Source organism: Burkholderia sp. S-53 (assembly GCF_025560745.1).
Taxonomy (GTDB): domain Bacteria; phylum Pseudomonadota; class Gammaproteobacteria; order Burkholderiales; family Burkholderiaceae; genus Burkholderia; species Burkholderia pyrrocinia.
The window spans coordinates 2,260,481-2,287,477 of sequence record NZ_CP090483.1; the positions used below are offsets into that span (position 1 = coordinate 2,260,481).

The window sequence follows — 26,997 nt, forward strand, 5'->3', positions numbered from 1 at the left end:
CACGCAAGTGGTTGAGCGCGCAGCGTTTTGCGCGCGCGAAGGTCGATCGACACGAAATGGGCAGATTGGGCAGATGCGGCCGCTGCACGCACGGGCTGCGACGTGGCGACACCGCGTGCTGCCGCTGGTCGGCGCCGTGGCGATCGCGCTGCTCGCCGGCTGCGCGGCACCGCCCTCGCCCGTCGTCGGCGCGCAGCCGGCCTGCACGCAGTCGGGCGAGAACCGCATGCTGCAGGCCGACCTGCTGTTCGGGCGCGACATCGCGGGGCGCGGCCCCGTGACCGATGCGGAACGCACGGCGTTCCTCGCCGATACGGTCACGCCACGCTTCCCCGACGGGCTCACCTACTGGGACACACACGGCCAGTGGCGCGACCGCACAACCGGCGGGATCACGCGCGAAGACAGCTTCGTGATCCGTATCATCGCCGACGATACGCCCGACACGCGCGCGCGGCTCGCCGCGATCCGGCAAGCGTACGTGCAGCGATTCCGGCAGCAATCGGTCGGCATGACGCTCGCGCCGGCGTGCGCATCGTTCTGATTCCGCTTCACCCGCTACCGGCACCGCGCAAAAAAAACGGGCGCCCGAAGGCGCCCGTCGCATGCCGGAACAGCGGCGTACCGCTTACTTGTTCTCGAACATGTCCATGATCTGCTGCTTCTCCTGCGCCGTGACGGGCGGCGGCGCAAGCCCTGCCGCGCCGGCCGAGCCGAGTGCGTCGTTCGCGCTGATCGCATTCTCGGCCGGGTTGATGTCGACGTTCGCGACGAAGCCGTTGCCCGGCGTGCGATCGGCGTAGAACAGCTCGCCGTCGAGCGAGGTCAGGCCATCCGGCATCGGCATCTGCTGCTCCGGCACGCCGTTCAGCGCGGTGCGCATGTAGTTCACCCAGATCGGCAACGCGAGCTGTGCGCCGAATTCGCGGCTGCCGAGGCTCTTCGGCTGGTCGAAGCCCATCCACGCGACCGCGACGAGCGACTGCTGGTAGCCGGCGAACCAACCGTCCTTCGCGTCGTTCGTCGTACCCGTCTTGCCCTGCAGGTCGCTGCGGCCCAGTGCGTTGGTACCCGCGCCCGTGCCGGCCGTCGCGACCGAATGCAGCAGGCTGTTCATCACGTACGCGTTGCGACCTTCGATCGTGCGCGGCGCCGTGCTGCCCGCGATCACCGGCTGCGATTTCTGCAGCGGCTGGCCGCGCGCGTCGTCGACTTCGGCGATCAGGTACGGATCGACCTTGTAGCCGCCGTTCGCGAACACCGCGTAGCCGGTCGCAAGCTGCAGCGGCGTCACGAGGCCCGCGCCGAGCGCCATCGGCAGGTAAGGCGGCGTCTTCGCGGGATCGAAGCCGAAGCGCTGCGTCACGTACTGCTGCGCATACTGCGTGCCGATCGACGCGAGGATCCGGATCGACACGAGGTTCTTCGAACGCTGCAGGCCCGTACGCATCGTCATCGGGCCGTCCGGCTGGTCGTCGTCCTTCGGCTCCCACGCGGTACCGCCCGGCACGCTCGGCGGGAAGTACAGCGGCGCGTCGTTGATCATCGTCGCCGGCCCCATGCCCTTGTCGAGCGAAGCCGAATAGATGAACGGCTTGAACGACGAGCCCGGCTGCCGCCATGCCTGCGTCACGTGGTTGAACTTGCTCTTGTTGAAGTCGAAGCCGCCGACGAGCGAGCGGATCGCGCCATCCTGCGGCGCGATCGCGACGAGCGCGCCTTCGACCTGCGGCAGCTGCACGACCTGCCAGCCCGTCTTGCCGTCCTTCAGCACGCGCACGACCGAGCCCGGCTTGATGCGCAGCGCGTCGTTCGCACGGGCACCAAGCGCGGCCGACACGAAGCGCAGCCCGGCCGGGCCGATCGTCGTCGTCGCGCCGCCGACGAACTGCACCTCGACCGCGTTCGGCGACGCCGACAGCACGACCGCCGACTGCAGGTCGCCGTTGTCCGGGTGATCGGCGAGCGCGTCGTCGATCGCCTCGTCGCGGTCGTCGCCGGCCGCGGGCAGGTTGATCGACGCTTCCGGCCCGCGATAGCCGTGGCGGCGCTCGTAGTCGAGAATGCCGCGACGCACGGCCTGGTAGGCGGCCTCCTGGTCGGCCGAGTTGATCGTCGTCGTGACGGTCAGCCCGCGCGAATAGGTTTCGTCCTTGTACTGCTGGTACATCATCTGCCGCACCATCTCGGCGACGTACTCGCCGTGCACCGCGTACTGGTTGCCCGGCGTGCGCACGCGGATCTCTTCCTTCACGGCCGCGTCGTACTGCGGCTGCGTGATGTAGCCGACCTCGAGCATGCGCTTCAGGATGTATTCCTGGCGCACCTTCGCGCGCTTCGGATTGACGACCGGGTTATACGCGGACGGCGCCTTCGGCAGCCCCGCGAGCATCGCCGCTTCCGCGAGCGTGATGTCCTTCAGGTCCTTGCCGAAGTACACGCGCGCAGCGGCCGCGAAGCCGTACGAGCGCTGGCCGAGATAGATCTGGTTCATGTACAGCTCGAGGATCTGGTCCTTCGTCAGGGCCTTCTCGATCTTGTACGCGAGCAGCATCTCGTAGATCTTGCGCGTGTAGGTCTTCTCGCTCGACAGGAAGAAGTTGCGCGCGACCTGCATCGTGATCGTGCTCGCGCCCTGGCGCGCGCCGCCGTGCATCAGGTCGGCGACGCCCGCCCGCAGGATGCCGACGAAGTCGACGCCGCCGTGCTCGTAGAAGCGGTAGTCCTCGATCGCGAGCACGGCCTTCTTCATCACGTCGGGAATGTCCTGGAAGCGCACGAGGCTGCGGCGCTCCTCGCCGAACTCGCCGATCAGCACGTGATCGGCCGTGAACACGCGCAGCGGCACCTTCGGCTGGTAATTGGTCAGCGCATCGAGCGACGGCAGTTGCGGCGCCATCACGACCAGCGCGTAGCCGACGATCAACGCACCGACGATCGCCAGCGTGACGAACAGGCCGACGAACCACAGCGCGACGCGCGAGCCGAACGAGCGACGACCCCCGCCGCCGCTGCGCTGTGCACGGCGGCCGTCGTCGCGATCGTCGCGATCGTCGTCATCCGGGTAATAGGCTCCGGACGGCGAACGGCGCAGCGTGTAGTGGGGTTCGTTCCTGTCGGAAGGAGAAGGCGGTCGTTTGATAATTGGCATGTCGGAATGGCGGGCGTCGTGGCGCCCTCGGACGCATGCGGAAATGCAAGCGGATGGATCAGAGCGGGTGCATCGAGATGCGACTGTCACGTCGACAGACCCCGCCGCGCGGCGATCCGTTCCCGCGACGTGACAGCGCATTTTAATGAAATCGACCGGGTGCCTTCGCGATTTTTTGTAAAAATTCCCGCAACGCCGTGATTTACGGAACGTATTGTCCGCATCCTCGGCCTATCATGAACACGCAATATGGCGCGCGCGGCCGATTTTCTTTCAATCGCGAAAGGTTCGACATCCCGATACGCAAGCCGCTTGAACTCCCGCGTTTAAGCCGTATTTAAGTGAACCGGTGGTGTAATATCCGCCGGCTCACGCGGGTCGCAACCGGCCCGCGGCGGGCATTGCCGCGGTCACGCGGCGCCTTTCAACCACGGAGGATTTCATGTCGCTTTTCGACTCTGTTTCGCGCACGATCAAAGGCCTGCTGAACGATGCGGCCGATTCGGTACAGGATCCGTCGCGCGACGCACGGCAGATCGTGCGGGAGCTCGACGACAGCATCGGCCGTGCCGAGAATTCGCTGATCGAAATCGAGGCACAGGTCGCGACCCAGCGCAGCAAGCGCGATGCGGCCGACGACAAAGTGAAGAAGTACGAAGACGGCGCGAAGCGCGCGCTGCAGTCCGGCGACGAAGCGCTCGCACGCGAGGCACTGGCCGCGCAGTCGAACGCGGAAGCCGAGCGCGACGCGCTCGCGGCCGAGCTGACGACGCTCGAACCGTCGGTCGACAAGCTGAAGGGGCAGATCGCCGACATGCGTCAGCGCCGCAACGACCTGAACGCGCGCTCGAACATCCTGCAGGCCAAGCAGGAAATCGCGCAGGCGAAGGATGTCGCGGCCAGCGCGCTGGGCGGCATCGGCGGCAAGAACCTGTCCGAGGATTTCCAGAAGCTCGAGGACAAGGTCGCGCTGCAGAACGCCCGCTCGGACGCGCGCCTCAATTCGGCCGACACGTCGAGCGGCAAGGCGCTCGACGACAAGCTCGCCGCGCTGAACAAGGGCCCGTCGGTCGAGGATCGCCTCGCCGCGCTGAAGAAGCAGCTCGACACGCCCGCGCAGTAACGGCCACCGCGCCGCGGCCCGCCCGGGCGTGCGGCGCGAACCGATCGTCAGGAGACGGGCGCCTGAGCCCGGTTCGACCATGAAGAAATCTCTCGCCGCACTCGGCCTCTCGCTGATGTTGCTGTCGTCCGCCGCGTTTGCGGTACCGTCGCTGCAGCAGGTCGAGCAGTCGATCGCGCAGCGCAACTGGCAACAAGCCGACACGCAGCTGTCGCAAGTCATCGACGCCCATCCGAACAACGCGCACGCGCGCTACCTGTATGCGCAGGTGCTGGACCGCGAAGGCCGCGCGTCCGACGCGCTCACGCAACTGCAGCGTGCGAAGTCGCTCGATCCGCAATTGCGCTTCACCGACGCGTCGCACTTCGCGCAGACGGAGTCGCGCATTCGCGCCGACGCCGCGCGCGTGGGCGGCGGCGCACCGTCGGCCACGCAGGCCGGCACGCTGCAGTCGTCGCTCGCGCCCGCCGTCGCGCCGGCCGAAAAACACGGCCCGTCGACCGGCATGTGGATCGGCCTCGGGCTGATCGTCGCGGTAATCGCGCTGGTGCTGCGCTGGACGCTGCGGCGCGCACGCACGGCCGACAACAGCCGCGCCGACGACGAACGCCGCACGCAGCTCAAGCGTGCGACCGACGTGCTGAACGACATCCGTCCGCTGAAACTCGACGCGAAGCTGTCGACGGCGCCCGGCGCCACGGCGCTGATGGGCGAGCTCGACGCGATCGAGACCGACGCGCGCACGCTCGTCGAGACGCTGTCGAACGGCAAGAATCCGGTGCCGCCGTATCAGGTCGACGAACTCGAACAGCGTCATGCGAGCGTGAAGGCGCGCGTCGAAGGCCGCCCCGATCCGGCCGCGCAACCCGCGGCACCGGCGAACGGCAGCGGCTCCGTGTACGCACAGGAAGCCGATCGCATGACGGGCGCGCAAGGCCAGCCGTATCCGCAGCAGCCCTACCCGCAACAGCAACCGCCTGTCGTGATCCAGCAAGGCGGCGGCGGTTTCGGCGGCGGGATGGGCGGGCTGCTGACCGGCGTGCTGCTCGGCGAGGCGATGTCGGGCGGCCGCGAGCGCGTGGTCGAACGCGACGTGATCGTCGACGGCGAGCGCCGCCGGCAGGAAACCGACCCGGGCTTCGACCTCGGCCGCGGCGACGCGTCGAACTGGAGCGACGGCGGCAGCGGCAACGTCGATCTCGGCAGCAACGACGACGGCTGGACGGACGACAACACCTGACCTTGCGCGGCGCGTCGACGTTCCCGACGACGCACCGCAATGCACGCCACGCTCCCCTGCATGGCCGGCCGCGCCGACGCGCGGATTTGTCAATCATTTCAAGATGGGCTACCGGCAATGGGGAGCGTTCGCTATCATGCGGCCATCGGCGTGCCACCGACCCTCATTCGACGCAATGCATCCCTGCGCGTCGCGGCACGCCTCCCTTTGCCCCAACCAGGAGAAAGCCGCTCATGAGCATCATCAAGGAATTCAAGGAGTTCGCCGTCAAGGGCAACGTGATGGATCTCGCCGTCGGCGTGATCATCGGCGGCGCATTCTCGAAGATCGTCGACTCGATCGTGAAAGATCTCATCATGCCGGTCATCGGCGTGCTGACCGGCGGCCTGGATTTCTCGAACAAGTTCGTTCTGCTCGGCACCATCCCCCCGACGTTCAAGGGTAATCCCGATTCGTTCAAGGACCTGCAGGCCGCCGGCGTCGCCGCGTTCGGCTACGGCTCGTTCATCACGGTGGCGATCAATTTCGTGATCCTCGCGTTCATCATTTTCCTGATGGTGAAATTCATCAACAAGCTGCGCAAGCCGGACGAAGCCGCGCCGGCCGCGACGCCGGAAGACACCGTGCTGCTGCGCGAGATCCGCGATTCGCTCAAGCAGCGCTGAGCGCCGGGCGCCCCGCCTGCCAGGCCCGCCCCGTGCGGGCCTTTTTTATTGCGCGCGCCGTGCACCGCCCGCCGCATGCGGCCTGTCTCACTTTTTTGTGACGCGCGAATGCACGTGCGGGGAAAGCAGGTCTATGATGGAGACTAAACGACAGTACGGGCGCCAAGACGCTGGCTGTGTCGATCAGGGCGAGCAGGTCGACGGGAGACATTGATCGTCGTACTGCACGAATGCAGCATTTTCGTGTGCTATAAAGGATCGACATGCGGCGTACATAGCCGGGAGTGGGTCGCATGAAAGTGCCGCATTTCTTGCAATTGTTTTTGAGGCGAGTGTTTATGTCCTTCCCGAAAAAACGTCGGCGTGCCCAACAGGATGGCCAGGAGTCATTCCTTGCGGTTTTGCGCCACTCGAAACCTTTCGCCCAGCTCGACACCAAGATTGCCCGCGCCCGTGCGCAGGACGAACCCGTCCTCTATGCGCATGTGCTGCCCGGTCTCGACGTGCTCCTGTGCAGCGTGCGCGGCGCACAGCCGCCCTATCCGGCGATCGCCGAGCTGCGCAAGCGCTGCATCGAATCGATCGCCAACGCACTCGAACAGCCGCTGGACGGCCTCGAAAACGGCGGGTACTGGTACGAAGCGAACGGCTTCGGCTTCCTGGTATTCGCGAGCCGGGCACGCGCGCGCATCCTGCCCGAGTTTGGTGCAGGCACGAAAGCGAGCCTGCGCGGCGGGCTCGGTCGCCAGAACGCCGGCGACACGACACCACGCTCCCTCGGCTGAACCGCCAGTCATACGATGGGCCGCCTCCGGGCGGCCCATCTGCCATTCACGCGCCCCGCTTGTTCGTCACGCCGCCTGCTGACGCCCGTTGCCGGGCCGCACGATGTCGATGAACGCGGCGAAATCGGCGCCGGCGAGCCCCTGCGCGGCACCGAGCCGCAGCACCTGCTGTACCGTCGCCGACACCGGCATCACCGCGCCCGTGTCGCGCGCCGCGTCGGCGATCGCGTCGACATCCTTCTGGAACGTGCCGAGTGCGCCGATCGGCGGATGACCGCCCGACGTCATGCGCGGCACGAACGTCTGCAGCAGCACCGAATCGGCCCAGCCGCCGGCCAGCGCCTCGGCCAGCCGCGCGGCGTCGATGCCGCTCGCCTGCGCCAGGCCGACTGCCTCGGCGATCGCGGTCACCGTTGCGGTGACGATCGCCTGGTTGCACAGCTTTGCCGTCTGGCCCGCGCCCGCGTCGCCCATGTGCGTGATGCGCGACGCGTACGTGCCGATCAGCGGCCGCACCGCGTCGAGATCGGCTGCGCGGCCGCCCGCCATCACCGCGAGCGTGCCGGCCTGCGCGCCCGGCACGCCGCCCGACACCGGCGCATCGACCCAGCCGACGCCGAGCGCGGCCGCACGCGACGCGTAGTCGCGCGTCGCGGCAGGCGGAATGCTCGAATGATCGACGATGCGCTGCAGGCGGCGCGCAGCCGCGTCGCCGGAAAGCAGCCCGTGTTCGCCGAACACGACGTCGCCGACCGCACGACCGTCGAGCACGCAGACGAATACCGTATCGACGCGTTCCGCCAGTTCGCGCGGCGTACCGACCACCTGCGCGCCATCCTTCACGAGCGCCTCGGCCTTGTCGCGCGAGCGATTCCACACACTGACGCGATGCCCGGCAGCCAGCAAATGCCGAATCATCGGCGCGCCCATCAATCCCGGTCCGCAAAATCCGACTTCCACGATGTTCCTCGTCTCCGATATGGGTTGCAGTTGCCGCCCATCATACCTATCACTCAAGAAGCCGGGCACGCGCGGCGCCGCTTCGGGACCGCGACCTGCACCGACGATATATGCCGATATCCCAGGGAGCGCATCATGAGCGACCACGTGTACAAGATGATCGAACTGACCGGTTCGTCGCAGCAATCGAGCGACGACGCCATCCGCAACGCGATCTCGAAAGCGGGCAAGACGCTGCACAACCTCCACTGGTTCCAGGTGACCGAAACGCGCGGCCACATCGAAGGCGACCAGGTCGTTCACTGGCAGGTCACGCTGAAGGTCGGCATGCGCATCGACGACTGACGCAACCGTCGCATCACTCGCCGCGCCGCGATCCGGAGTCGCGCTGCACGCGCCTCCGCACGGCGCCGCGCGCCCGCTTGCAACCCCGTTCGGGCCCCTTGTCGAGGCCCGGCCGGCGGGTGCCTGCGGGTATCCATCTCTTGACGCTGGCCGCGCTTCATATTAAAAACGATATACCCCACCTACCCCTCGATCAGCCCAGCCATATAAACCGGAGATATCATGAGTCAGCAACGCGAGGCGATCGACACGTACCTCTTGCGCGTCTTGCACACCTTGTTGATGGAGCGCAGCGTCACGCGCGCGGCCGTCAAACTGAACCAGTCGCAACCGGCGATCAGCGCCGCGCTGCGGCGACTGCGCGACATCACCGGCGACCCGCTGCTGGTGCGAGGCAAATCCGGCATGGTGCCGACCGAATACGGGCTGCGTCTGCTCGAGCCCGTGCAGAACGCACTGCGTGAAATCGAGCGCATCAAGTTCCAGCAGCACAACTTCGACCCGGCCACGTCGATCCGCTGCTACCGGATCGGCTGCCCCGACTACCTGAACGTGCTGTTCGTGCCGACCGTCGTCGAGCGCTTCCGCCTGGCCGCGCCGAACGCGACGCTCGAGTTTCACTCGCTCGGCCCCGCGTTCGATTACGAACTCGCGCTGGAAGACGGCAAGCTCGACATCGTCGTCGGCAACTGGCCCGAACCGCCCGAGCAACTGCACCTGTCGAACCTGTTCGTCGACGAGATCGTCTGCCTGATGAGCAACACGCACCCGTTCGCGAAACGCGGCGGGCTCACGCTCGACCAGTACCTGAACGCGCCGCATCTCGCGCCGACGCCGTACTCGGTCGGCCAGCGCGGCGCGATCGACGTGCATCTCGCGCGCGAACGGCTCAAGCGCCATGTGGTCGTCACGCTGCCGTACTTCAACCTCGCGCCGTACGTGCTCGTGAAGTCCGACCTGATCTTCACGACGACGCGCCTGTTCGCCGATCACTATGCGAAGTTCCTGCCGCTGTCGGTCGTGCCGGCGCCGCTCGACTTCCCGCCGATGCAGTACTACCAGCTGTGGCACGAGCGCTGCCACTACTCCGACGAAGTGCGCTGGCTGCGCAGCCTCGTCGCCGAAGCCACCCGCACGCTGATCGAGGCGTAACGACACGCGCCGCCCGCGCCGTCGCGGCGCGGCGCAACGCGGCGACGGCCAGCGGCACGCCCGGCAAGGCGGCCGCCGTGTCGCTTCAGGCTTCGTTCAGCGCGATGCCGCGACGAGCGAGTGCGCAAGCGCGTTATGGCGCTCGATGACGGGCGGCAGATCGAGCGTCGCCAGCCGCCCTTCCCGCACCACCACCTTCCCGTTCACCACCGTGTACGCCGTCTGCGACGGCGCACAGAACACGAGCGCCGCGACCGGATCGTGCAGCGCGCCCGCGAACAGCGGCTGACGCAGGTCGAATGCGGCGAAGTCCGCGGCCATGCCGGGCTTGAGCGCGCCGATATCGTCGCGGTTCAGCACCTTTGCGCCGCCGAGCGTCGCGATCTCGAGCGCTTCGCGCGCAGTCATCGCATCGGGCCCGAAGCCGACCCGCTGCAGCAGCAGCGCCTGCCGCACTTCCGCGACCATCTGCGCGCCGTCGTTCGACGCGGAGCCGTCGACGCCGAGGCCGACCGGCACGCCCGCGAGACGCATCTTCTTCACCGGCGCGATACCCGACGCGAGCCGCATGTTCGAGCACGGACAGTGCGCAACACCCGTGCCGGTGCGCGCGAACAAACCGATGCCCGCATCGTCGAGCTGCACGCAGTGCGCATGCCATACGTCGTGGCCGACCCAGCCGAGATCTTCCGCATATTCGGCGGGCGTCATCCCGAACTTCTCGCGGCTGTACGCGATGTCGTTGACGTTCTCCGCCAGGTGCGTGTGCAGCGACACGCCGTACTCGCGCGCGAGCACGGCGGCATCGCGCATCAGGTCGCGGCTCACCGAGAACGGCGAGCATGGCGCGACGACCACGCGCAGCATCGCGTAACGGCCTTCGTCGTGATAGGTCTCGATCAAGCGCTGCGTGTCTCGCAGGATGTCGGGTTCGCGCTCGACGACCGAATCGGGCGGCAGCCCGCCGTCGCGCTGGCCGACGCTCATCGCGCCGCGGCTCGCGTGAAAGCGCATGCCGATCCGTTGCGCGGCGCCGATGCTGTCGTCGAGCCGGCTGCCGTTCGGGTAGATGTACAGGTGGTCGCTCGACGTCGTGCAGCCCGACTGCAGCAGTTCGGCCATCGCGGTGAGCGTCGACACCTCGATCATCTCGGGTGTCAGGTGCGCCCAGATCCGGTACAGGTTCGTGAGCCAGCCGAACAGCTCGGCGTTCTGCGCAGCCGGTACCGCGCGCGTGAGGCTCTGGTACATGTGGTGGTGCGTGTTCACGAGCCCCGGGATCACGAGGTGGCCGCGCAGATCGAGCACTTCGTCGGCCGTGCCGGGCAGCTCGGCGGTCGGGCCGACCGCGACGATCCGGTTGTCTTCGATGTAGAGCCCTGCGTCGCGCAGCTCGCGGCGCGTGTCGTCCATGGTCACGAGCACGTCGGCGTGCTTGACCAGCAGGGTTTTCGGGCGGGATGGGGATGCGTTCGGCGCGCGTGCGCCGGCGTGCTGCTCGAGGTTCATGCGTTCTCCGCGTCGGTCTGCCCCCAGGGGCTGATCCTGGGGACGGTCACAAAGCCGTTCGAACGCTGATTCGCGGCACGCCCCGGTGCCTGCGTCCGTTCGAACGCCATGGCCCGGTTACCCGGCGTGCTCGCCGTCTTCGGGGTACGCGCGGGCCACCGGCCGACGCGCACGGCGGGAGGATCGCCCAAGCACGCGCGGCGCACAATGCGCGATCCCGAATACCGCGCTTCACGGTTCCGATATGGTACGCCGCGCGCGCTTGGTCCGCCCTGCCGCCGGCCCCCCGAAACGCCCGCTGCAAGCCCTGTCGGCGTGCCGTCGACAGCCGCTCATGCGCGGCGCATTATCTTTGATATCGCGCCCGTATTTGCACGGGGAACCTTTTTACAATGCCTGCACGGCGCTCGCTTCAATCTCGCCGACGGGTATGTAGCCACGTGACGTGGAGCCTCGATCCGCCGCACAGTCAATGGATCGAGTCGCCGCCGAACCTCGCATTCACACAAGGACTCACGAATGGGAAAGCTCACTACCCACGTACTCGATACGGCGCACGGTCGTCCCGGCGCTGCAATCAAGGTCGACCTCTACGCGCTGGACGGCGAATCGCGCCGCGCGATCAAGACCGTGCTGACCAATAGCGACGGCCGCTGCGACGAACCCCTGCTCGAAGGCGCCGCGCTCGCCCCCGGCGAATACGAACTCGTGTTCCATGCCGGCGACTACTTCGCGTCGCTCGGCGTGAAGGTGCCCGAACCCCGTTTCGTCGACCGCGTCGTGCTGCGCTTCGGCATCGCCGACACCGGCTCGCACTACCACGTGCCGCTGCTCGTGTCGCCGTGGTCGTACAGCACCTATCGCGGCAGCTGACATCCGTATCGGCGCCCACATCAAAGACAAACGATCTGAGTCTGGAGGAGTTTCATGGAAGGCTTCATCACCGACTGGCTGAACCTCGCGCTGCGATGGCTGCACGTCATCGTCGCCATTGCGTGGATCGGCGAGTCGTTCTATTTCGTTGCGCTCGACAACAGCCTGAAACCGCCGACCGACCCGAACCAGCGCAAGCGCGGCGTGTTCGGCGAACTGTGGCACGTCCACGGCGGCGGTTTCTACAACATGCAGAAGTACACGGTTGCCCCGCCTGAAATGCCGGATGACCTGCACTGGTCGAAGTGGCCGTCATACACGACCTGGCTGTCGGGCTTCTCGCTGTTCTTCGTGCTGTACCTGCTCGCGCCGAACACCTACCTGATCGACAAGAGCGTACTCGACATGGGCCCGGTGGTCGCCGTCGCATCCGCGCTCGGCTTCCTCGCAGCCGGCTGGATCGTCTACGACTCGCTGTGCCGCATCCTCGGCACCAACGACCGCGTGCTCGGCATTTGCGTCGGCCTCTACGTCGTCGTCGCAGCGTACCTCGCGTGCCACATCTTCGCGGGCCGTGCCGCCTACCTGATCGTCGGCGCGATGCTCGCGACGATCATGTCGGCGAACGTGTTCTTCGTGATCATCCCCGGCCAGCGCAAGATGGTCGACAAGATGCTCAAGGGCGAAGAGCCGAATCCGATCTACGGCAAGCGCGGCAAGCAGCGCTCGGTGCACAACACGTACTTCACGCTGCCGGTCGTGTTCGCGATGCTGTCGAACCACTATGCGATGACGTACACGAACAAGTTCAACTGGGTCGTGCTCGTGCTGATCATGCTGGCCGGCGCGCTGATCCGCCAGTTCTTCGTGATGCGCCACCGCGGCAAGCAGCTGTGGTACCTGCCGATCGGCGGCGTCGCGCTGCTGTCGGGCGCGCTGGTGTGGACGATGCCGAAGCCGGTCGCACCGGAAGCGCAGGCCGCGAACGCGCCGAAGATCGTGATCAACGACATCATGCCGATCCTGCAGCAGCGCTGCGTCGAGTGCCACTCGTCGAAGCCGACGCTGATGGGCAGCGCCCCCGCGGGCGTGATGTTCGACACGCCGGACGAAGTGTCGAAGAACGCGCAGCGTATCTACGAACAGGCCGTGCGCCTGAAGGCGATGCCGATCGGCAACGTCACGCACATGACCGACGACGAGCGGACGAAGCTCGCCGCCTGGTTCGAGGGTGGCGCGGTCAAGTAAGCCGCCGTGCGCCGGTTGCCGGCGCAATCCTTTCCGTTCGCGGGCCCGGTAACGGGCCCGTTTTTTTTGCCTGTTCGAAACCCCTCGCCCGCTAACCGAGCATCGCGTCGCGCTGAAGCGCAACGAGCGCATCGAGCGCGCGCGGGCCGTCGTCGAACGGCACGAAGATGTGATCGTGGTACGCGGCGGCCATTACGTTGCAACTGATCCCGGCCGCGCCGAGCGCCCGCGCGAACGCCGCGGTGAGGCCGACGGCCGCGAGATCGGAATGCACGGTCAGCGTGATCCACGCGGCGCGGAACAGCACCGGCCAGCCGCGACGCACGGCCACCTCCTCGCCGACCACGACCGTCAGGCCTTCCGCTTCGCGGAATGTCGCAATCGTTTCGGATAACGATACGTCTGCATCGGTCGGCAGCGAGACGAACGCGTACGCGCCCGGATGCAGTTCGGGTTGCATCGTGCGCAGCAGGATGGCGAGGTCGTTTTCAGGTTGGCTCATCGGAAGAACACGCCCGGAACCGGACGTCGTGCGTTGGCGATGCGGGCACGATAGCACGCGCGGCGGTCGCACTACACACGCACCATTGCCACTTCGTCCGCGAGCCAGCCGCGCAACGCGACGATGCGCGGATCGTCCTGCGTGCGCTCCGGACACACAATGTGATAGTCCGCCTCGGGCGTCAGCGCGAAGCTGCGCGTCTTCGTCGACTGGATCGCCGACCTGATGGCGCAGCATGCGCCGGTCGCGAACCGGCGTCGCGGCGGCAACGGTTCGCGCGACACGCGCAAGGCTGTGGCGACCTGAGTCGCACATGAACGGCCGCACATGAAAAAACCCGCGCAACATGCGCGGGTTTTGACAAGCTGGCGCTGAAACGCCGGCGACTCAGGCGGTCAGCGCGGTCAGCGCCTCGTCGGTGAGCCACAGCGATTCCTGCAGATCCTGCTCGTTGAGGTTCAGGCCATCGCCGCCACGGTCGACGACGATGAAGTCGCTGATGCCGCCGAGCGCGATCAGCGGGTGATGCCACACGCCCTTCGCATAATTGACGCCCTGCCACCCGCTCGTCACGAACGCGCGGATCCTCGCCGGATCGAGATCGCCGGCTGGCGCCACGACGACAAGGTACGGCTGGTCGTTCAGCGGCACGAATGCCTGGCTGCCGAGCGGATGCCGCTCGAGCATCTTCACTTCGAACGGCAGCGTGCGCGGCTGGCCGCGGAACAGGTTGACGAGCGTGCGGCCGTCTTCATCGGTCACGTCGACTTTCGCGAGATCGTGAAAACGGATCGTCGTGCCGAGGTTGATCGGGATCTGCTTCGCCCCTGCCGTTTCGATCACGTCGCCGAACGGCGCGAACGCTTCCTTGGTCAGCGGTTCGATAACCAGCGTCTTCATTTGTCGAGCGTCCCCCACAGACGCAGGCGCGACACGCCGCCGTCCGGAATGATGTTCAGTCGCACGTGCGTGACGGGGCCGAGCGACGCGATGCCGTGTTCGAAGTAGTGCTGCTTGTCCATCTGCAGCTTCTGCTCGCCGAGCAGCACCGGCCAGAACATCGACTGCGTGATCAGCGAGCTGTCGGTGCCGCCCGACACATACGCCGCCTGGATCGAGCAGCGGTCCGGGTAGTTGCCCTTGAAGAACGCGGTATCGACTTCGATCTTGCGGATCACGCCCGGCTGCGCGAGCGCGATGATCGCCCAGTCGTTGCCCGGTTCGCGGCGGCGGCGGGTTTCCCAGCCGTCGCCCATGTTCACGCCGCGGCCCGGCAGCAGCAGGTTCGACGCGACGCCGAAGTGCTGGTTGTTCGCGGCCACGACATAACCGCCGTTTTCCATCGCCGCGAGATCGAACTGCTCGGTCGCGCTCGCGCCGGCCCAGTCGAGTTGCGGCTGGCCGTACACGCGCAGGCGCGCGATGCCGCCGTCCGGATAGATGTTCACGCGCAGGTGCGTGAACGCGCGTGCGTCGCTCGCTTCGACGTAGTGGTGGCTGTTGCCCTGCAGCGTCGTCGACGGCACGATCTCGACCCACTCGGTCGCATGCGTCGGCGCGCCGTCGGCCACGAAGGCGGCCTCGATCGACGCGGCCGGCGGGAAGTTGCCGGTGAAGTGGCTCGTGTCGATGTCGAAGCCCTTGATCACGCCCGGACGCGCGAGCTTGACGATGCACCAGTCGAAGCCCGTCGTGCGCTTGCGGCGCGTTTCCCAACCGTCCATCCACTTGCCGTGGTCGTCGTACTTGCCGGGGATGAAGACGGCCGGCTCGGGGTTCAGCATTCGGTCTTTCGGCGCGAAGAAATCGTCGCTGGCCTCGAGCGCCTGCGCACCGAGACGCGGGTCGGCAAGATTCACGTAGCGCCGCGTGAATTCGGGAGCGTTGGGGTCGAGAAGCGGAACAGCCATGATGTTTCCTTGTTTCAGTGATGCGATCGGGCCGCTGCGGCGCAGCAGGCCGAATTGCGGTGTCAGGCGTCGATCAGGTCGTCGAGGCGGAAGCGCGCGATCCGGTAGATCTGGTCGAGGCTCGCGCGCAGTTCCTCGGTGCGCGAATGATTCACGCGCGACTCGAAGTTCGCGATGATGCCGTGCCGGTCATAGCCGCGCACCGCGAGGATGAACGGGAAGCCGAACTTCTCGCGATACGTGCGGTTCAGCGTCAGCAGCTTGTCGAACTCTTCCTGCGTGCACTGGTCGAGGCCCGCGCCGCTCTGCTCGCGCGTCGACTCGGCCGTCAGCTCGCCGCGCACGGCGGCCTTGCCGGCCAGCTCCGGGTGAGCGTTGATCAGCGCGAGCTGGCGCACTTCGCCGCCCGTTTCCACCGCGCCCGACATCGTCTTGTGCAGCGCATCGATGCTCGCGAACGGCCGCTCGCCCGCGGCGACCTCGGCCACCCACGGCGAATGTTCGAAGATCCCCGACAGCGCCGCGACGAATGCGCTCGGCGCCATCGTGTTCAGTTGATTCAACGTGTAACGCATCGCCTTCATGCTTTCCCTTCGTTTCGATGATTGGGCTGATACGGATGATGTTCACGCCAGTGACGCGCGATATCGACACGGCGCGTCACCCATACGCGATCGTGCTTCTCGATGTGATCGAGGAACCGCTGCAGCCCGCGGAACCGGCCCGGCCGGCCGAGCAGTCGGCAGTGCATGCCGATCGACAGCATCTTCGGCGCGTCGTCGCCCTCTGCGTACAGCACGTCGAACGCGTCGCGCAGGTAGTCGAAGAAGTGATCGCCGGTGTTGAAACCCTGCGGCGTCGCGAAACGCATGTCGTTCGTGTCGAGCGTGTACGGCACGATCAGTTGCGGCGACGTGCCGCCGCCCGACACGCCGACGTCCATCCAGAACGGCAGGTCGTCGCCGTAGTTGTCGGAGTCGTACAGGAAGCCGCCGTATTCCGCGACCAGACGGTGCGTATTGGGGCTGTCGCGGCCGGTATACCAGCCGAGCGGACGCTCGCCCGTCACGCGCTCGATCGCTTCCATCCCGAGGCGCATGTGCTCGGCCTCGAGCTCCGGCGTCATGCTCTGGTAGTGGATCCAGCGCCAGCCGTGGCACGCGATCTCATGGCCGAGCTCGACGAACGCGCGCGCGAGCTCCGGATGACGCTCGATCGCCATGCCGACGCCGAATACCGTCAGCGGCAACCCGCGTTTCTCGAATTCGCGCAGGATGCGCCACACGCCGGCCCGCGAACCGTATTCGTAGATCGATTCCATGCTCATGTGGCGGTCCGGATACGCGGCCGCGCCGACGATTTCGGACAGGAACTGCTCGGAGCCCGGATCGCCGTGCAGCACGCAATTCTCCCCGCCCTCCTCGTAGTTCAGCACGAATTGCACGGCGACGCGGGCGCGCCCCGGCCAGTTCGCCTGAACGGGATGGCGGCCGTAGCCGATCAGGTCGCGAGGATAGTTGGGATCGAGTGACATGGTTCGAAGTGCGACGAAAGCTGGCTGAAATAATGGGTTCGCATCGACTGCGCGGATGCCGGAGGCCGGCCGCACAAGCCGATGCGATGACGGCCCAGTGTAGCGAAAACGCCCATACGCGCCCATACAGCGGCGCAGATAGTGCGTGTCAGACGGTGTGTATGTGCGGTTGCGGCAAATTCGGGGCCGCTTCCGCCACATCCCCGTCCGGCGGGCTGAAGCGGGCGAATGCGCCGTCGTAGCGCTTCGGCAGCGGCCGCGCGTAGTCGCCGCGCTTCGCGGTCGCGAGGCGCAGCGCAACGAGCGCCTCGGCCCACTTGACGGCCGCCGTGACGCCCTCGACCACCGGCGCGCCGATCTGCTGCTCGATCTCGTGCGCGAATTCGGCCATCCCCGCGCAACCGAGCACGATCGCGTCGGCGCCGTCCTCGTCGAGCGCGCGCCGGCATTCGTCGACGATGATCCGGCGCGCGGCTGAGCCCGGCCGGTCGAGCTCGAGCACCGCGACGTCGGTCGCGCGCACGTTGCGGCAGAACCGCTTCATCCCGTAGCGTTCAGCCAGGTGCCACGCCATCCCGCAGGTCCGCGCGAGCGTCGTGACGACCGAGAAGCCCGGCGCGAGCACGCTCGCCGCATGCATCGCGGCCTCGGCGATCCCGATCACCGGCCCGCGCGCGAGCTCGCGCGCCGCGTACAGGCCCGGATCGCCGAAGCACGCGATCACGTACGCGTCGCAGCCGTCGCGCTCGCCCTGCGCGATCTCGGCGAGCAGCCCGGGCGTCGCGAGCGCCTCGTCGTAATACCCTTCGATCGACGGCGGCCCCATCGGCGGGCTCACCGCGACGATTTCCGTACCCGCGGCCGCGACGTCGCGCGCGCAGCGGCCCATCGCGTCGGTCATCCGCTGCGTCGTATTCGGATTGATCAGTCGGATCTTCATCGCATGCTCCTCAGGCCTTCGCGCTCACGAGCAGCCGGTAGAACACGAAACCGAGCCCCGCGCCGATGAACCACGAGAAGTTCGCGACGCCCTGCCAGCCCGGCACCATCACGCAGACGACCGCGATCACCGCGGCCGGCAGCAGCGCGGCGAGCGCGCGGCGGTTCACGCCGCCCGTGTACCAGTAGGTGCCGCTTTCCGACATCGTGTACAGGTCGTCGCGCACGAGCCGGCCGCGCTTGACGAGGTAGAAGTCGGCGATCAGCACGCCGTACAGCGGGCCGATGAACGCGCCGAGCACGTCGAGCGTGTAGTGGATCACGGCCGGGTTGTTGAACAGGTTCCACGGCGTGATGAAGATCGACGCGACGGCCGCGAGCATCCCACCCGCGCGCCAGCTGATCAGACGCGGCGCGACGTTCGAGAAGTCGAATGCGGGCGACACGAAGTTCGCGACGATGTTGATGCCGATCGTCGCGATCGTGAACGTCAGCGCACCGAGGATCACCGCGGTCGGATGGTCGATGCGGCCGACCGTCTCGACGGGATCGGTGATGAGTTCGCCGAACACGGGCAGCGTCGCGGCCGTCGTGATCACCGTGACGAGCGAGAACGCGAGGAAGTTGACGGGCAGCCCCCAGAAATTGCCGCGCTTCACTTCGCCGAACGAACGGCAGTAGCGCGAGAAATCGCCGAAGTTCAGCATCGGCCCGGAGAAGTACGACACGACCAGCGACACGGCCGTGATCATCACCGGGATCACTTCCGCGCCGTGATACTTGACGCCGCCGAGGTTGAGGCCGATGTTGCGCCAGCCCGCGCGCCACACCATGTAGCCGGCGAGGATGAACATCACGACATACACTGCCGGGCCCGCGAAGTCGATGAACTTCTTGATCGTCTCCATGCCGTTCCAGAACACGAACGCCTGCAGCACCCACAGCAGCATGAACCCGGCCCAGCCGACCGCCGACAGCCCGAGGAAGCCGTAACGGTGGACGTCCGCATACGGCAGCCATTGCGGGAAGAACTTCAGCACGACGATCACCAGCGCGCTCGACGCGAGATAGGTCTGGATGCCGTACCACGCGATCGCGATCAGCCCGCGGATCACGGCCGGCACGTTCGCGCCGAGCACGCCGAAGGTCGCACGGCACGCGACCGGATACGGCACGCCGATCTGCTGGCTCGGCCGCGCGATCAGGTTGCACAACAGGTTCACGATGCCGATCCCGACGATCAGCGCGATCAGCACCTGCCAGCTCGTCAGCCCGAGCGCGAACAGGCTGCCCGCGAACACGTAGCCGCCGACGCTGTGCACGTCCGACATCCAGAATGCGAAGATGTTGTACGAGCCCCATGTCTGATTCTTCAGGGGTGCCAAATCTTCGTTGTACAGACATTCGCTGTAACCGCCCGGCAGCGTCGGGTCGCCGCCCTCGCCGCCTTCTTCCGCCGGATAGGCGCTGTCGTGCGCCACACTGAACTGAGCCATGACTTCTCCTTGACGCGGCCGGATGGCCGCTCCACCGTCATCGATATCGCTCCGGATCGTTGCCCGGAGTCGGACCAGCGGCCCGCGGCGAACGCCGCAGGCCTGCATTGCTCTCGTTCTGTGGCGCGCGGCCGGGTTCGCGTCGCCGCTCAGGCGCCGCCGAACACTTCGCGCAGATCGACCTGCCCTTGCGCGGGCCGGTCCAGCATCTTCAGTTCGACATGCTGCAGGTGGCGCGCCATCAGCGTCACCGCCTGCTTCGGATCGCCCGTCTCCAGCGCGGCGAGGATCTCGTCGTGGTCGTCGCACGAGCACGGGCTGCGCCCGTGCGATTCGTACAGCGCCGACATCAGCGTCGAGCGTGCGACGAGCCCTTCGAGGCACTCGCTGAGCGTCGCATTGCCCATCAGCGTGGCGAGCGCCGTATGGAATTCGCCCGACAGGCGGATCCATGCCGCGAAGTCGTGCCGCTCGAACGCCTTGCGTTCCTTGTCGATCAGCGCGGCGACGCCCTTCAACCGCTTCGCGCCGGGCCCGGTCGCGAGCCGTTCGACCACGGCGAGCTCGATGATCCGGCGCATCTCGAACACCTCGTGCACGTCCTGCAGCGTCGGGCTCGCGACGAACGCACCGCGATTCGGTTCGAGTTCGACCAGCTTGTCGGTCGCGAGCTGCGCGAGCGCCTGGCGAATCGTCCCGCGCTTCACGCCGAACACGTCGCAGAGCTGCGCCTCCGTCAGCTTCGCGCCGGGCGCGAGCCGATGCTCGAGGATCGCCGTGCGGATCCGCTCGGCGATCGCTTCGGGACTGGCTGCACCGGACGGGTGGGAATCGGGCTCGGTCATGATCTGCATCGTGTGATGGTCCTCATCCTAGGATGGACATAAAGATTGTCAACAATTCTTTTCCGGAATTTCGCACAACCAGCGTGCACGGACGCGACCCCAATCGGTGCAGGATGCGCGAAATCCATGCAAATCAAGCCTGGACGCCATGACAGAGGCCGTTCTCGTCGTATACCCTTCCGGACATATTGTTGACAAAACTGGTGCAAAAACCGGCGACGATTCTGTCGACGTCCGCCGAGATTTTTGACCGTTAGTTGCACACTTACATAAAGAAAAAGGCGGGAAACCCGCCTTTCGATCGATCGCGCCCGCTTCAGCCGAGATGCGGATAGTCCGACAACGTGAGCCGGAACCCGTGCGCATTCGCGACCAGTTGCGCCTGCGCGCCGAACGGCAGCGTCAGCAGGTCGGGCACGTGGCCGAACTGCAACCCCGTGACAACCGGAATGCCGACCACCTCGCGCACCTGGTCGATCATCGCCTGCATGTCGTAGCCGTTGTCGTATTCGAACGTCCGCGCGCCGGTGAACTGGCCGAGCACGAGCGCCTGCTGGCGCGCGAGCAGCCCCGACAGGTGCAGTTGATAGATCATCCGCTCGATCCGGAACGGCTGTTCGTTGACGTCCTCGATGAACAGGATGCCGCCCTCGATGTCGGGCATGTACGGCGTGCCGACGAGCGATGTGAGGATCGCAAGGTTGCCGCCCCACAGCGTGCCCGTCACGTTCACGGTCTGCACCTGCGGTGCCTCGGCGATGATCGTCGAGCTCGACTGCGTCAGCGTCTGCCAGAAGTGCTGCATCGTGAAATCGCTCGGCGTTTCCGCGCCGAAATCGGCGGACAGCATCGGGCCGCCGAACGTCTTGATGCGCGCCTTCGCGTACAGCGCGAGTTGGATCGCCGTGAAGTCGCTGTGGCCGACGAGCGCAACCGGCTGGTCGCGCAGCCTGCGCTCGAGCCCGCGATAGTCGAGCCCGTGCAGGATCCGCGCGGCACCGTAGCCGCCGCGCACCGCGAGCGCGATGTCCGGCAGCGGCCGCTCGGGATCGGCGAGGCGGTTCAGGTCGCCTGCCCGCTCGCCGTCGGTGCCGCCGAAACGCTGGAAGCGCCGCTGCGTCGCTTCGATGTTCTCGATGCGTTGCTGCGCGGTGCTGAGGCGTTCAAGCGCGCGATTGATCGCGTCGGGATCGTGCGGATAACCGGACGGCGCCAGCAGGCGGATGGTGTAGGACGCGGCGGGCTGGAAGGACATGGCGAAAGGTGTCGGGTCGTCAAACCTGCTTAGAGGGTCCGAACCGTCTTCGGTTCAGGGAACCGTGCGCGCCCGGAGCGACAGGCACGGCCGGCGCGACTATGACGCGCCGGATTCGGCGTCGCGGGCCAGCCGTGCCTCGCGCAACGCGCGACGGCGCTCGGCGAAGAACGACTTCAGTGCGGCGCCGCACTCGTCGGCGAGCACGCCGCCGGTCACTTCGGTATGGTGGTTGAGCTGCGGATTCGCGAACGCGTCGATCACGCTGCCGCACGCGCCCGTCTTCGGATCGGCGGCGCCGTAGACGACCCGCGCGATGCGCGCATGCATGATCGCGCCTGCGCACATCAGGCACGGCTCGAGCGTCACGTACAGCTCGCAGCCGGGCATCCGGTAATTCTGCAGATTTTGCGCGGCCATGCGCAGCGCGGCCATTTCCGCATGGGCCGACGGGTCGTGTCCGCCGATCGGATGGTTGAAGCCTCGTGCGATCACTTCGTCGCCGCGCACGAGCACCGCGCCGACCGGCACTTCGCCGGCCGCGCGCGCCTCTTCCGCGGCGGCTTGCGCGAGCCGCATGAAATGCAGGTCGCGCGCCGATACGGGTGCAGCTTCTGGCGCGGCTTCGGGAGCAGGAGACCGGGCGGCGGGTTCAGCGGCCGCGTCGGCCGCCGATCGGGCTGCGTCGGGCAGCGCGTCGGACGTCACATCGGCCCCGCTTCGGCGGGCACCTCGTCGAGCCCGCGCTCGCACAGGCGTTCCGCGATGCGACGGCAGTAGTCGCGCGGCATCACCATCGGGCCGCCGCGCAGCGATTCGAGCGCCATGTCGAGCGCCAGGATCTTCGCCTGCAGCCGGCAGCGCGCGGCACGGTCGCTGACCGCCTGCACTTCGTCATGCAGGTTGCGCAGCGCGCGCAATTGCTCGACGGCCGGCGGCACGAAGCCCGCGTTCTTCAGGATACGGTTGGCCACCCGCACCTCCTCGGGCACGAGCAGGTCGTCATCCAGCGTTTGCGGCGCGCCGGTACCCGGCAAATCGTCGAACTCGCCCCGCGCGGCGGCGGCGGCGATACGTTGTTCGACCAGGGCGTCAAGCAATCTCATCAGTCAATTGGAACAATGCGGCAGGCCGAATTCTAGCAGGGTGACGCGGGTATGACAGGCCCTTCGAATATATGCTCGATATTGCGTTTTTTAGGGGCCGAATCGCGATGCATGCGTGCCGATCGGCGCCACTTGCCGCTCTGCTGCGCCGCAGCGGGCGGAGCGCCGTATGGACACCGGCAAATGCAAGCGGTGTCGGGCCCTGTTTTATATCCGCGACGATGCGTTCCGGGTGTCGCCAATCCGGCGAAACGGCGGTCGCCCTGCCGCCGATGTCCGGTTACGCAGCCGCCGTTTCCGGCCGCGCTTTCGCAAACGGGCGGAACATCGTCGCAATCAGGAACGCGCCGAGGCCGATCGCGAACGAACCGATGTACAGCCAGCCATAGCTGCCGAACGTATCGACGATCACGCCGCCGGCGACCGGGCCCGCCGCCATCCCCAGGCTGCCGGCCATCGCGCAGCCACCGATCACGGTGCCCATCATCCGCAGCGGGAAGTTCTCGCGCGCGAGCACCGAATACAGCGGCATCACGCCCGCATAGATGAAGCCGAACAGCGTCGCGACCGCGTAGAACCCGTCGAGCGTGCGCACGAAGTAGTAGCCGAGCGCGCCCAGTGCCTGCGCGAGCAGCCCGGCCACCAGCATGCGTTTCGCGCCGACGCGGTCGCCGAGCAGGCCGAACACGATCCGGCCGCCCATGCCCGCGAGCCCTTCGACGCTGTAGATCGACACCGCGACGATCAGCGGGATCCCGCATGTCACCGCATAGCTGACCGTATGGAAGATCGGGCCCGAGTGCGTCGCGCAGCAGAAGAAGTTGGTCAGCACCAGCACCATGAACTGCGGCGAGCGCAGTGCATCCGCGACCGACATCGCCGCAGGCGCACCGGCAGGCGGAGGCGCCGCGTGCGCGCGGTCGAGCGCGGGTGCCCGGCGCACCAGCAGCGACACCGGAATCATCACGACGGCCGCCAGCGCGGCGACGAGCAGCATCGACGTGCGCCAGTCGTGCGTCGATACGAGCCTCGCGGCCAGCGGCGACATCGTCATCGGCGCCATCCCCATGCCGGCCGACACGAGCGACACCGCGAGGCTGCGGTGCGTGTCGAACCAGCCCGTCACGCACGCCATCATCGGCGCGAATATCGCGGCCGTCGAACTGCCGACGGCAAGACCGAAGGTCAGCTGGAACGCGAGCAGCGACGGTGCGCGGCTCGCCAGCGCGAGGCTCGCCGACAGCAGCACGCCCCCCGTCACGACGACCGCGCGCGTGCCGATGCGGTCCGACAGGCTGCCCCACCCCATGCTCGCGAAGGCCATCGCGATGAAGCCGAGCGTCATCGCGGCGGAGATGCCGGTCATCGACCAGCCCGTGTCGTGCGCAATCGCGCGCAGGAACACCGGCAGCGAAAACATCGCGCCGATCGCGATGCAGCCCATCAGGCCGCCCGCAGCGACGATCACCCAGCGGTATCGGGAATCCGGCATTTGGCGTCTCCTGTCTCGTTTCGGTAGTCCTCGGAAACCGCGCTCCTGCGGCGCCGCACGACGGCCTGTCCGGCTGCCGCATCGACGCTGTCGCGAGCCCGGTCGACATGGATACGACGGGCGACACATCGGGAAATCGACATGCGCGGCGCACGCGCCGGCGAATTTTCTTGATTGTCTGCCAATCCGCGCGACTGGCAAGGGGCGGATCGTTCGAACACCGGACACCGGACCGTCCGTTCTGCCCACCGCCAGCCTCCCCGCTTTTCCGGATTCGGAAAGTCGAAATCAGAAATGCTTGGTTGGGACGCACGATCGCGCTGGCTACACTCGAACCATCTTGTCATAACAAGTTGATCGATGACCCCACCCAACGTCGTGCCGCTGTCGGCGGCTCCGCTGTATGTGCAGATCAAGGACACGCTGCGCGCGCGCATTCTCGACGGCACTTATGCGCCGCACAGCCGGATGCCGTCCGAGCACGAACTCTGCGCGATGTTCGACGTCAGCCGCATCACGGTGCGCCAGGCGCTCGGCGACCTGCAGAAGGAAGGCCTGCTGTTCAAGCTGCACGGCAAGGGCACGTTCGTGTCGAAGCCGAAGGCGTTCCAGAACGTGACGTCGCTGCAGGGCTTCGCCGAGGCGATGTCGTCGATGGGCTACGAGATCGTCAACCAGTTGCGCAGCCTTCGCACCGTGAAGGCCGACCGTCATCTCGCGACGAAGCTGAACGTGCCGGAGGGCGCGCCGCTCGTCGAGATCCATCGCGTGCGGCTGCTGAACCGCGAGCCCGTGTCGCTCGAGCAGACCTGGGTGCCCGAAGCGCTCGGCAAGCGCCTCGCGGGCGCCGATCTCGCGACCCGCGACATCTTCCTGATCCTGGAAAACGACTGCGGCATCCCGCTCGGTCATGCCGACGTGTCGATCGACGCGATCCTCGCCGACGACGAGATCGTCGACGCGCTGCACGTCGAGGAAAGCAGCCCCGTGCTGCGCATCGAGCGTCTCACGCACGACGCGTCGGGCGCGCCGATCGACTACGAATATCTCTACTTCCGCGGCGACGCCTTCCAGTACCGGTTGCGCATCGACCGGCAGAAGGCGCGCAAACCTGCAAGGAATCCGCGATGAATACCCATGTGCACGAATACGACGTCGTCGTGGTCGGCGGCGGCACGGCCGGCCCGATGGCGGCGATCAAGGCGAAGGAACGCGACCCGTCCCTGCGCGTGCTGCTGCTCGAAAAGGCCAACGTGAAGCGCAGCGGCGCGATCTCGATGGGGATGGACGGCCTGAACAACGCGGTGATCCCCGGACATGCGACGCCCGAGCAGTACACGCGCGAGATCACGATCGCCAACGACGGCATCGTCGACCAGGAAGCCGTGTACGCGTATGCGACGCACAGCTTCGCGACGATCGAACAGCTCGACCGCTGGGGCGTGAAGTTCGAGAAGGACGGCACCGGCGACTATGCGGTGAAGAAGGTCCATCACATGGGCTCGTACGTGCTGCCGATGCCGGAAGGACACGACATCAAGAAGGTGCTGTACCGGCAACTGAAACGTGCACGCATCGCGATCACGAACCGGATCGTCGCGACGCGCGTGCTGACCGATTCGCACGGCCGCGCGAGCGGCGTGCTCGGCTTCGACTGCCGCACCGCGGAGTTCCACGTGATCCGCGCGAAGGCCGTGATTCTCTGCTGCGGCGCGGCCGGCCGGCTCGGGCTGCCGGCGTCGGGCTACCTGATGGGTACGTACGAGAACCCGACCAACGCTGGCGACGGCTACGCGATGGCCTATCACGCGGGCGCCGCGCTCGCGAATCTCGAATGCTTCCAGATCAATCCGCTGATCAAGGACTACAACGGCCCCGCATGCGCGTACGTGACGGGCCCGCTCGGCGGCTTCACCGCGAACGGCAAGGGCGAGCGCTTCATCGAATGCGATTACTGGAGCGGCCAGATGATGTGGGAGTTCTACCAGGAACTGCAAAGCGGCAACGGCCCCGTGTTCCTGAAGCTCGATCATCTCGCGGAAGAAACGATCCAGACCATCGAGCAGATCCTGCACACGAACGAGCGGCCGAGCCGCGGTCGCTTCCATGCAGGGCGCGGGACCGATTACCGGCACCAGATGGTCGAGATGCACATCTCCGAGATCGGCTTCTGCAGCGGCCACAGCGCGTCGGGCGTCTACGTGAACGCCCGCGCGGAAACGACCGTGCCGGGACTCTACGCAGCCGGCGACATGGCCGCCGTCCCGCACAACTACATGCTCGGCGCTTTCACGTACGGCTGGTTCGCCGGGCAGAACGCAGCCGACTACGTGGCCGGCCGCGACCATGCACCGGTGGACGACGAACAGGTCGAAGCCGAGCGCGCCCGCGTACTCGCCCCGCTGTTCCGCGAGCGCGGCCTGGCGCCCGCGCAGGTCGAATACAAGCTGCGCCGCATGGTGAACGACTATCTGCAACCGCCGAAGGTGACGCGCAAGATGGAAATCGGGCTGCAACGTTTTGACGAGATTACTGAGGATGTCGAAGAGATAAAGGCGAGTCATCCTCACGAACTGATGCGCGCGGCCGAGGTGCGCGCGATCCGCGACTGCGCCGAAATGGCCGCGCGTGCGTCGCTGTTTCGCACCGAGAGCCGCTGGGGGCTGTACCACCATCGCGTCGACTTTCCGCAGCGCAACGACGCCGAATGGTTCTGCCACACCTGGCTGCGCAAGGCCGCCGACGGCGCGATGCGCAGCGAGAAGCGGCCGGTCGAACCGACCATCGTGCCGCTTGCCGACGACGAACGCGGCGCCTATGCGCAGTTGCGCATCCGCGAACCGGCCGTGCTCGCGGCCACTCTTTGA

Annotated in this window: 27 protein-coding genes; 11 read left to right on the plus strand and 16 right to left on the minus strand. The window is 66.8% G+C overall.

Annotated features, from left to right (window positions below):
• Positions 1-73 precede the first annotated feature (73 nt).
• On the plus strand, positions 74-544 hold the full coding sequence (locus LXM88_RS15405; protein ID WP_262533377.1) for a DUF3574 domain-containing protein: 471 nt from the start codon (positions 74-76) through the stop codon (positions 542-544).
• 84 nt (positions 545-628) lie between these two features.
• Here LXM88_RS15405 and LXM88_RS15410 read toward each other — a convergent pair whose 3' ends face one another.
• Complete coding sequence (locus LXM88_RS15410; RefSeq protein ID WP_262533380.1) at positions 629-3,151, minus strand: penicillin-binding protein 1A; 2,523 nt, start codon at positions 3,149-3,151, stop codon at positions 629-631.
• 442 nt (positions 3,152-3,593) lie between these two features.
• Between LXM88_RS15410 and LXM88_RS15415 the strand changes: the two genes are divergently transcribed.
• The 4 genes from LXM88_RS15415 (at position 3,594) to LXM88_RS15430 (ending at position 6,964) form a co-directional block, all read left to right on the plus strand.
• Positions 3,594-4,274: a PspA/IM30 family protein gene (locus tag LXM88_RS15415; RefSeq protein WP_059233905.1), complete on the plus strand. Its 681-nt coding sequence runs from the start codon at positions 3,594-3,596 to the stop codon at positions 4,272-4,274.
• A 79-nt stretch (positions 4,275-4,353) separates the two neighbouring features.
• Positions 4,354-5,514 (plus strand): tetratricopeptide repeat protein, encoded by a 1,161-nt coding sequence (locus LXM88_RS15420; protein WP_262533385.1) that lies wholly within the window; start codon positions 4,354-4,356, stop codon positions 5,512-5,514.
• A gap of 233 nt (positions 5,515-5,747) precedes the next feature.
• A complete protein-coding gene (gene mscL / locus LXM88_RS15425) occupies positions 5,748-6,179 on the plus strand; it encodes a large conductance mechanosensitive channel protein MscL (RefSeq protein WP_048248527.1) in 432 nt (143 codons plus the stop codon).
• 338 nt (positions 6,180-6,517) lie between these two features.
• Positions 6,518-6,964: a hypothetical protein gene (locus LXM88_RS15430; protein ID WP_027784713.1), complete on the plus strand. Its 447-nt coding sequence runs from the start codon at positions 6,518-6,520 to the stop codon at positions 6,962-6,964.
• A gap of 66 nt (positions 6,965-7,030) precedes the next feature.
• On the opposite strand, the gene LXM88_RS15435 is transcribed toward LXM88_RS15430, so the two are convergent.
• Entirely contained in the window at positions 7,031-7,924 is an 894-nt protein-coding gene (locus LXM88_RS15435) for an NAD(P)-dependent oxidoreductase (RefSeq protein ID WP_262533390.1), read from the minus strand.
• A 135-nt stretch (positions 7,925-8,059) separates the two neighbouring features.
• Between LXM88_RS15435 and LXM88_RS15440 the strand changes: the two genes are divergently transcribed.
• Together LXM88_RS15440 and LXM88_RS15445 are read left to right on the plus strand one after the other, a co-directional pair.
• Positions 8,060-8,269: a dodecin gene (locus LXM88_RS15440; RefSeq protein ID WP_021160372.1), complete on the plus strand. Its 210-nt coding sequence runs from the start codon at positions 8,060-8,062 to the stop codon at positions 8,267-8,269.
• A 222-nt stretch (positions 8,270-8,491) separates the two neighbouring features.
• Positions 8,492-9,421 (plus strand): LysR substrate-binding domain-containing protein, encoded by a 930-nt coding sequence (locus tag LXM88_RS15445; RefSeq protein ID WP_006478550.1) that lies wholly within the window; start codon positions 8,492-8,494, stop codon positions 9,419-9,421.
• Positions 9,422-9,517: 96 nt separating this feature from the next.
• Here the strand turns inward: LXM88_RS15445 and LXM88_RS15450 are convergent, their stop codons facing one another.
• Positions 9,518-10,930 carry an 8-oxoguanine deaminase gene (locus LXM88_RS15450; protein ID WP_262533415.1) on the minus strand — a complete coding sequence of 471 codons (1,413 nt, stop codon included), beginning with the start codon at positions 10,928-10,930 and terminating at the stop codon, positions 9,518-9,520.
• A 519-nt stretch (positions 10,931-11,449) separates the two neighbouring features.
• Between LXM88_RS15450 and uraH the strand changes: the two genes are divergently transcribed.
• Together uraH and LXM88_RS15460 are read left to right on the plus strand one after the other, a co-directional pair.
• Complete coding sequence (gene uraH / locus LXM88_RS15455; RefSeq protein ID WP_262533416.1) at positions 11,450-11,803, plus strand: hydroxyisourate hydrolase; 354 nt, start codon at positions 11,450-11,452, stop codon at positions 11,801-11,803.
• A gap of 54 nt (positions 11,804-11,857) precedes the next feature.
• Entirely contained in the window at positions 11,858-13,051 is a 1,194-nt protein-coding gene (locus LXM88_RS15460; RefSeq protein WP_174382098.1) for a urate hydroxylase PuuD, read from the plus strand.
• A gap of 91 nt (positions 13,052-13,142) precedes the next feature.
• Here LXM88_RS15460 and LXM88_RS15465 read toward each other — a convergent pair whose 3' ends face one another.
• The 13 genes from LXM88_RS15465 to LXM88_RS15525 form a co-directional block, all read right to left on the minus strand.
• A complete protein-coding gene (locus tag LXM88_RS15465) occupies positions 13,143-13,553 on the minus strand; it encodes an ACT domain-containing protein (RefSeq protein ID WP_262533422.1) in 411 nt (136 codons plus the stop codon).
• 71 nt (positions 13,554-13,624) lie between these two features.
• The gene (locus LXM88_RS15470; protein ID WP_262533425.1) at positions 13,625-13,822 is read right to left on the minus strand and encodes a hypothetical protein; all 198 of its coding nucleotides are present in this window, start codon (positions 13,820-13,822) and stop codon (positions 13,625-13,627) included.
• A 118-nt stretch (positions 13,823-13,940) separates the two neighbouring features.
• Positions 13,941-14,453 (minus strand): ureidoglycolate lyase, encoded by a 513-nt coding sequence (locus tag LXM88_RS15475; RefSeq protein WP_262533428.1) that lies wholly within the window; start codon positions 14,451-14,453, stop codon positions 13,941-13,943.
• A complete protein-coding gene (alc, locus tag LXM88_RS15480; RefSeq protein WP_262533429.1) occupies positions 14,450-15,463 on the minus strand; it encodes an allantoicase in 1,014 nt (337 codons plus the stop codon). The genes LXM88_RS15475 and alc overlap by 4 nt, the downstream gene beginning before the upstream one ends.
• Positions 15,464-15,525: 62 nt before the next feature.
• Positions 15,526-16,047, minus strand: a complete 522-nt coding sequence (gene uraD / locus LXM88_RS15485) for a 2-oxo-4-hydroxy-4-carboxy-5-ureidoimidazoline decarboxylase (protein ID WP_047900967.1) — start codon at positions 16,045-16,047, stop codon at positions 15,526-15,528.
• Positions 16,044-16,997, minus strand: coding sequence for an allantoinase PuuE (puuE, locus tag LXM88_RS15490; protein ID WP_262533434.1), 954 nt, complete (start codon positions 16,995-16,997; stop codon positions 16,044-16,046). The genes uraD and puuE overlap by 4 nt, the downstream gene beginning before the upstream one ends.
• 148 nt (positions 16,998-17,145) lie before the next feature.
• The gene (locus LXM88_RS15495) at positions 17,146-17,937 is read right to left on the minus strand and encodes an aspartate/glutamate racemase family protein (protein WP_262533437.1); all 792 of its coding nucleotides are present in this window, start codon (positions 17,935-17,937) and stop codon (positions 17,146-17,148) included.
• A gap of 10 nt (positions 17,938-17,947) precedes the next feature.
• Complete coding sequence (locus LXM88_RS15500) at positions 17,948-19,432, minus strand: NCS1 family nucleobase:cation symporter-1 (RefSeq protein WP_262533439.1); 1,485 nt, start codon at positions 19,430-19,432, stop codon at positions 17,948-17,950.
• A 149-nt stretch (positions 19,433-19,581) separates the two neighbouring features.
• Positions 19,582-20,286, minus strand: coding sequence for a GntR family transcriptional regulator (locus LXM88_RS15505; protein WP_262533442.1), 705 nt, complete (start codon positions 20,284-20,286; stop codon positions 19,582-19,584).
• A 307-nt stretch (positions 20,287-20,593) separates the two neighbouring features.
• Entirely contained in the window at positions 20,594-21,532 is a 939-nt protein-coding gene (gene ldcA, locus LXM88_RS15510; RefSeq protein WP_262533445.1) for a muramoyltetrapeptide carboxypeptidase, read from the minus strand.
• A gap of 99 nt (positions 21,533-21,631) precedes the next feature.
• On the minus strand, positions 21,632-22,240 hold the full coding sequence (gene tadA / locus LXM88_RS15515) for a tRNA adenosine(34) deaminase TadA (RefSeq protein ID WP_262533448.1): 609 nt from the start codon (positions 22,238-22,240) through the stop codon (positions 21,632-21,634).
• A complete protein-coding gene (locus LXM88_RS15520) occupies positions 22,237-22,638 on the minus strand; it encodes a DnaJ family domain-containing protein (protein ID WP_262533450.1) in 402 nt (133 codons plus the stop codon). Before LXM88_RS15520 ends, tadA begins: the two co-directional genes overlap by 4 nt.
• A gap of 280 nt (positions 22,639-22,918) precedes the next feature.
• Positions 22,919-24,130: an MFS transporter gene (locus LXM88_RS15525; protein WP_262533452.1), complete on the minus strand. Its 1,212-nt coding sequence runs from the start codon at positions 24,128-24,130 to the stop codon at positions 22,919-22,921.
• A gap of 360 nt (positions 24,131-24,490) precedes the next feature.
• Here LXM88_RS15525 and LXM88_RS15530 point away from each other — a divergent pair, with 360 nt between their 5' ends.
• Positions 24,491-25,261, plus strand: a complete 771-nt coding sequence (locus LXM88_RS15530) for a GntR family transcriptional regulator (RefSeq protein WP_262533455.1) — start codon at positions 24,491-24,493, stop codon at positions 25,259-25,261.
• Entirely contained in the window at positions 25,258-26,997 is a 1,740-nt protein-coding gene (locus LXM88_RS15535; protein WP_262533458.1) for a fumarate reductase/succinate dehydrogenase flavoprotein subunit, read from the plus strand. Before LXM88_RS15530 ends, LXM88_RS15535 begins: the two co-directional genes overlap by 4 nt.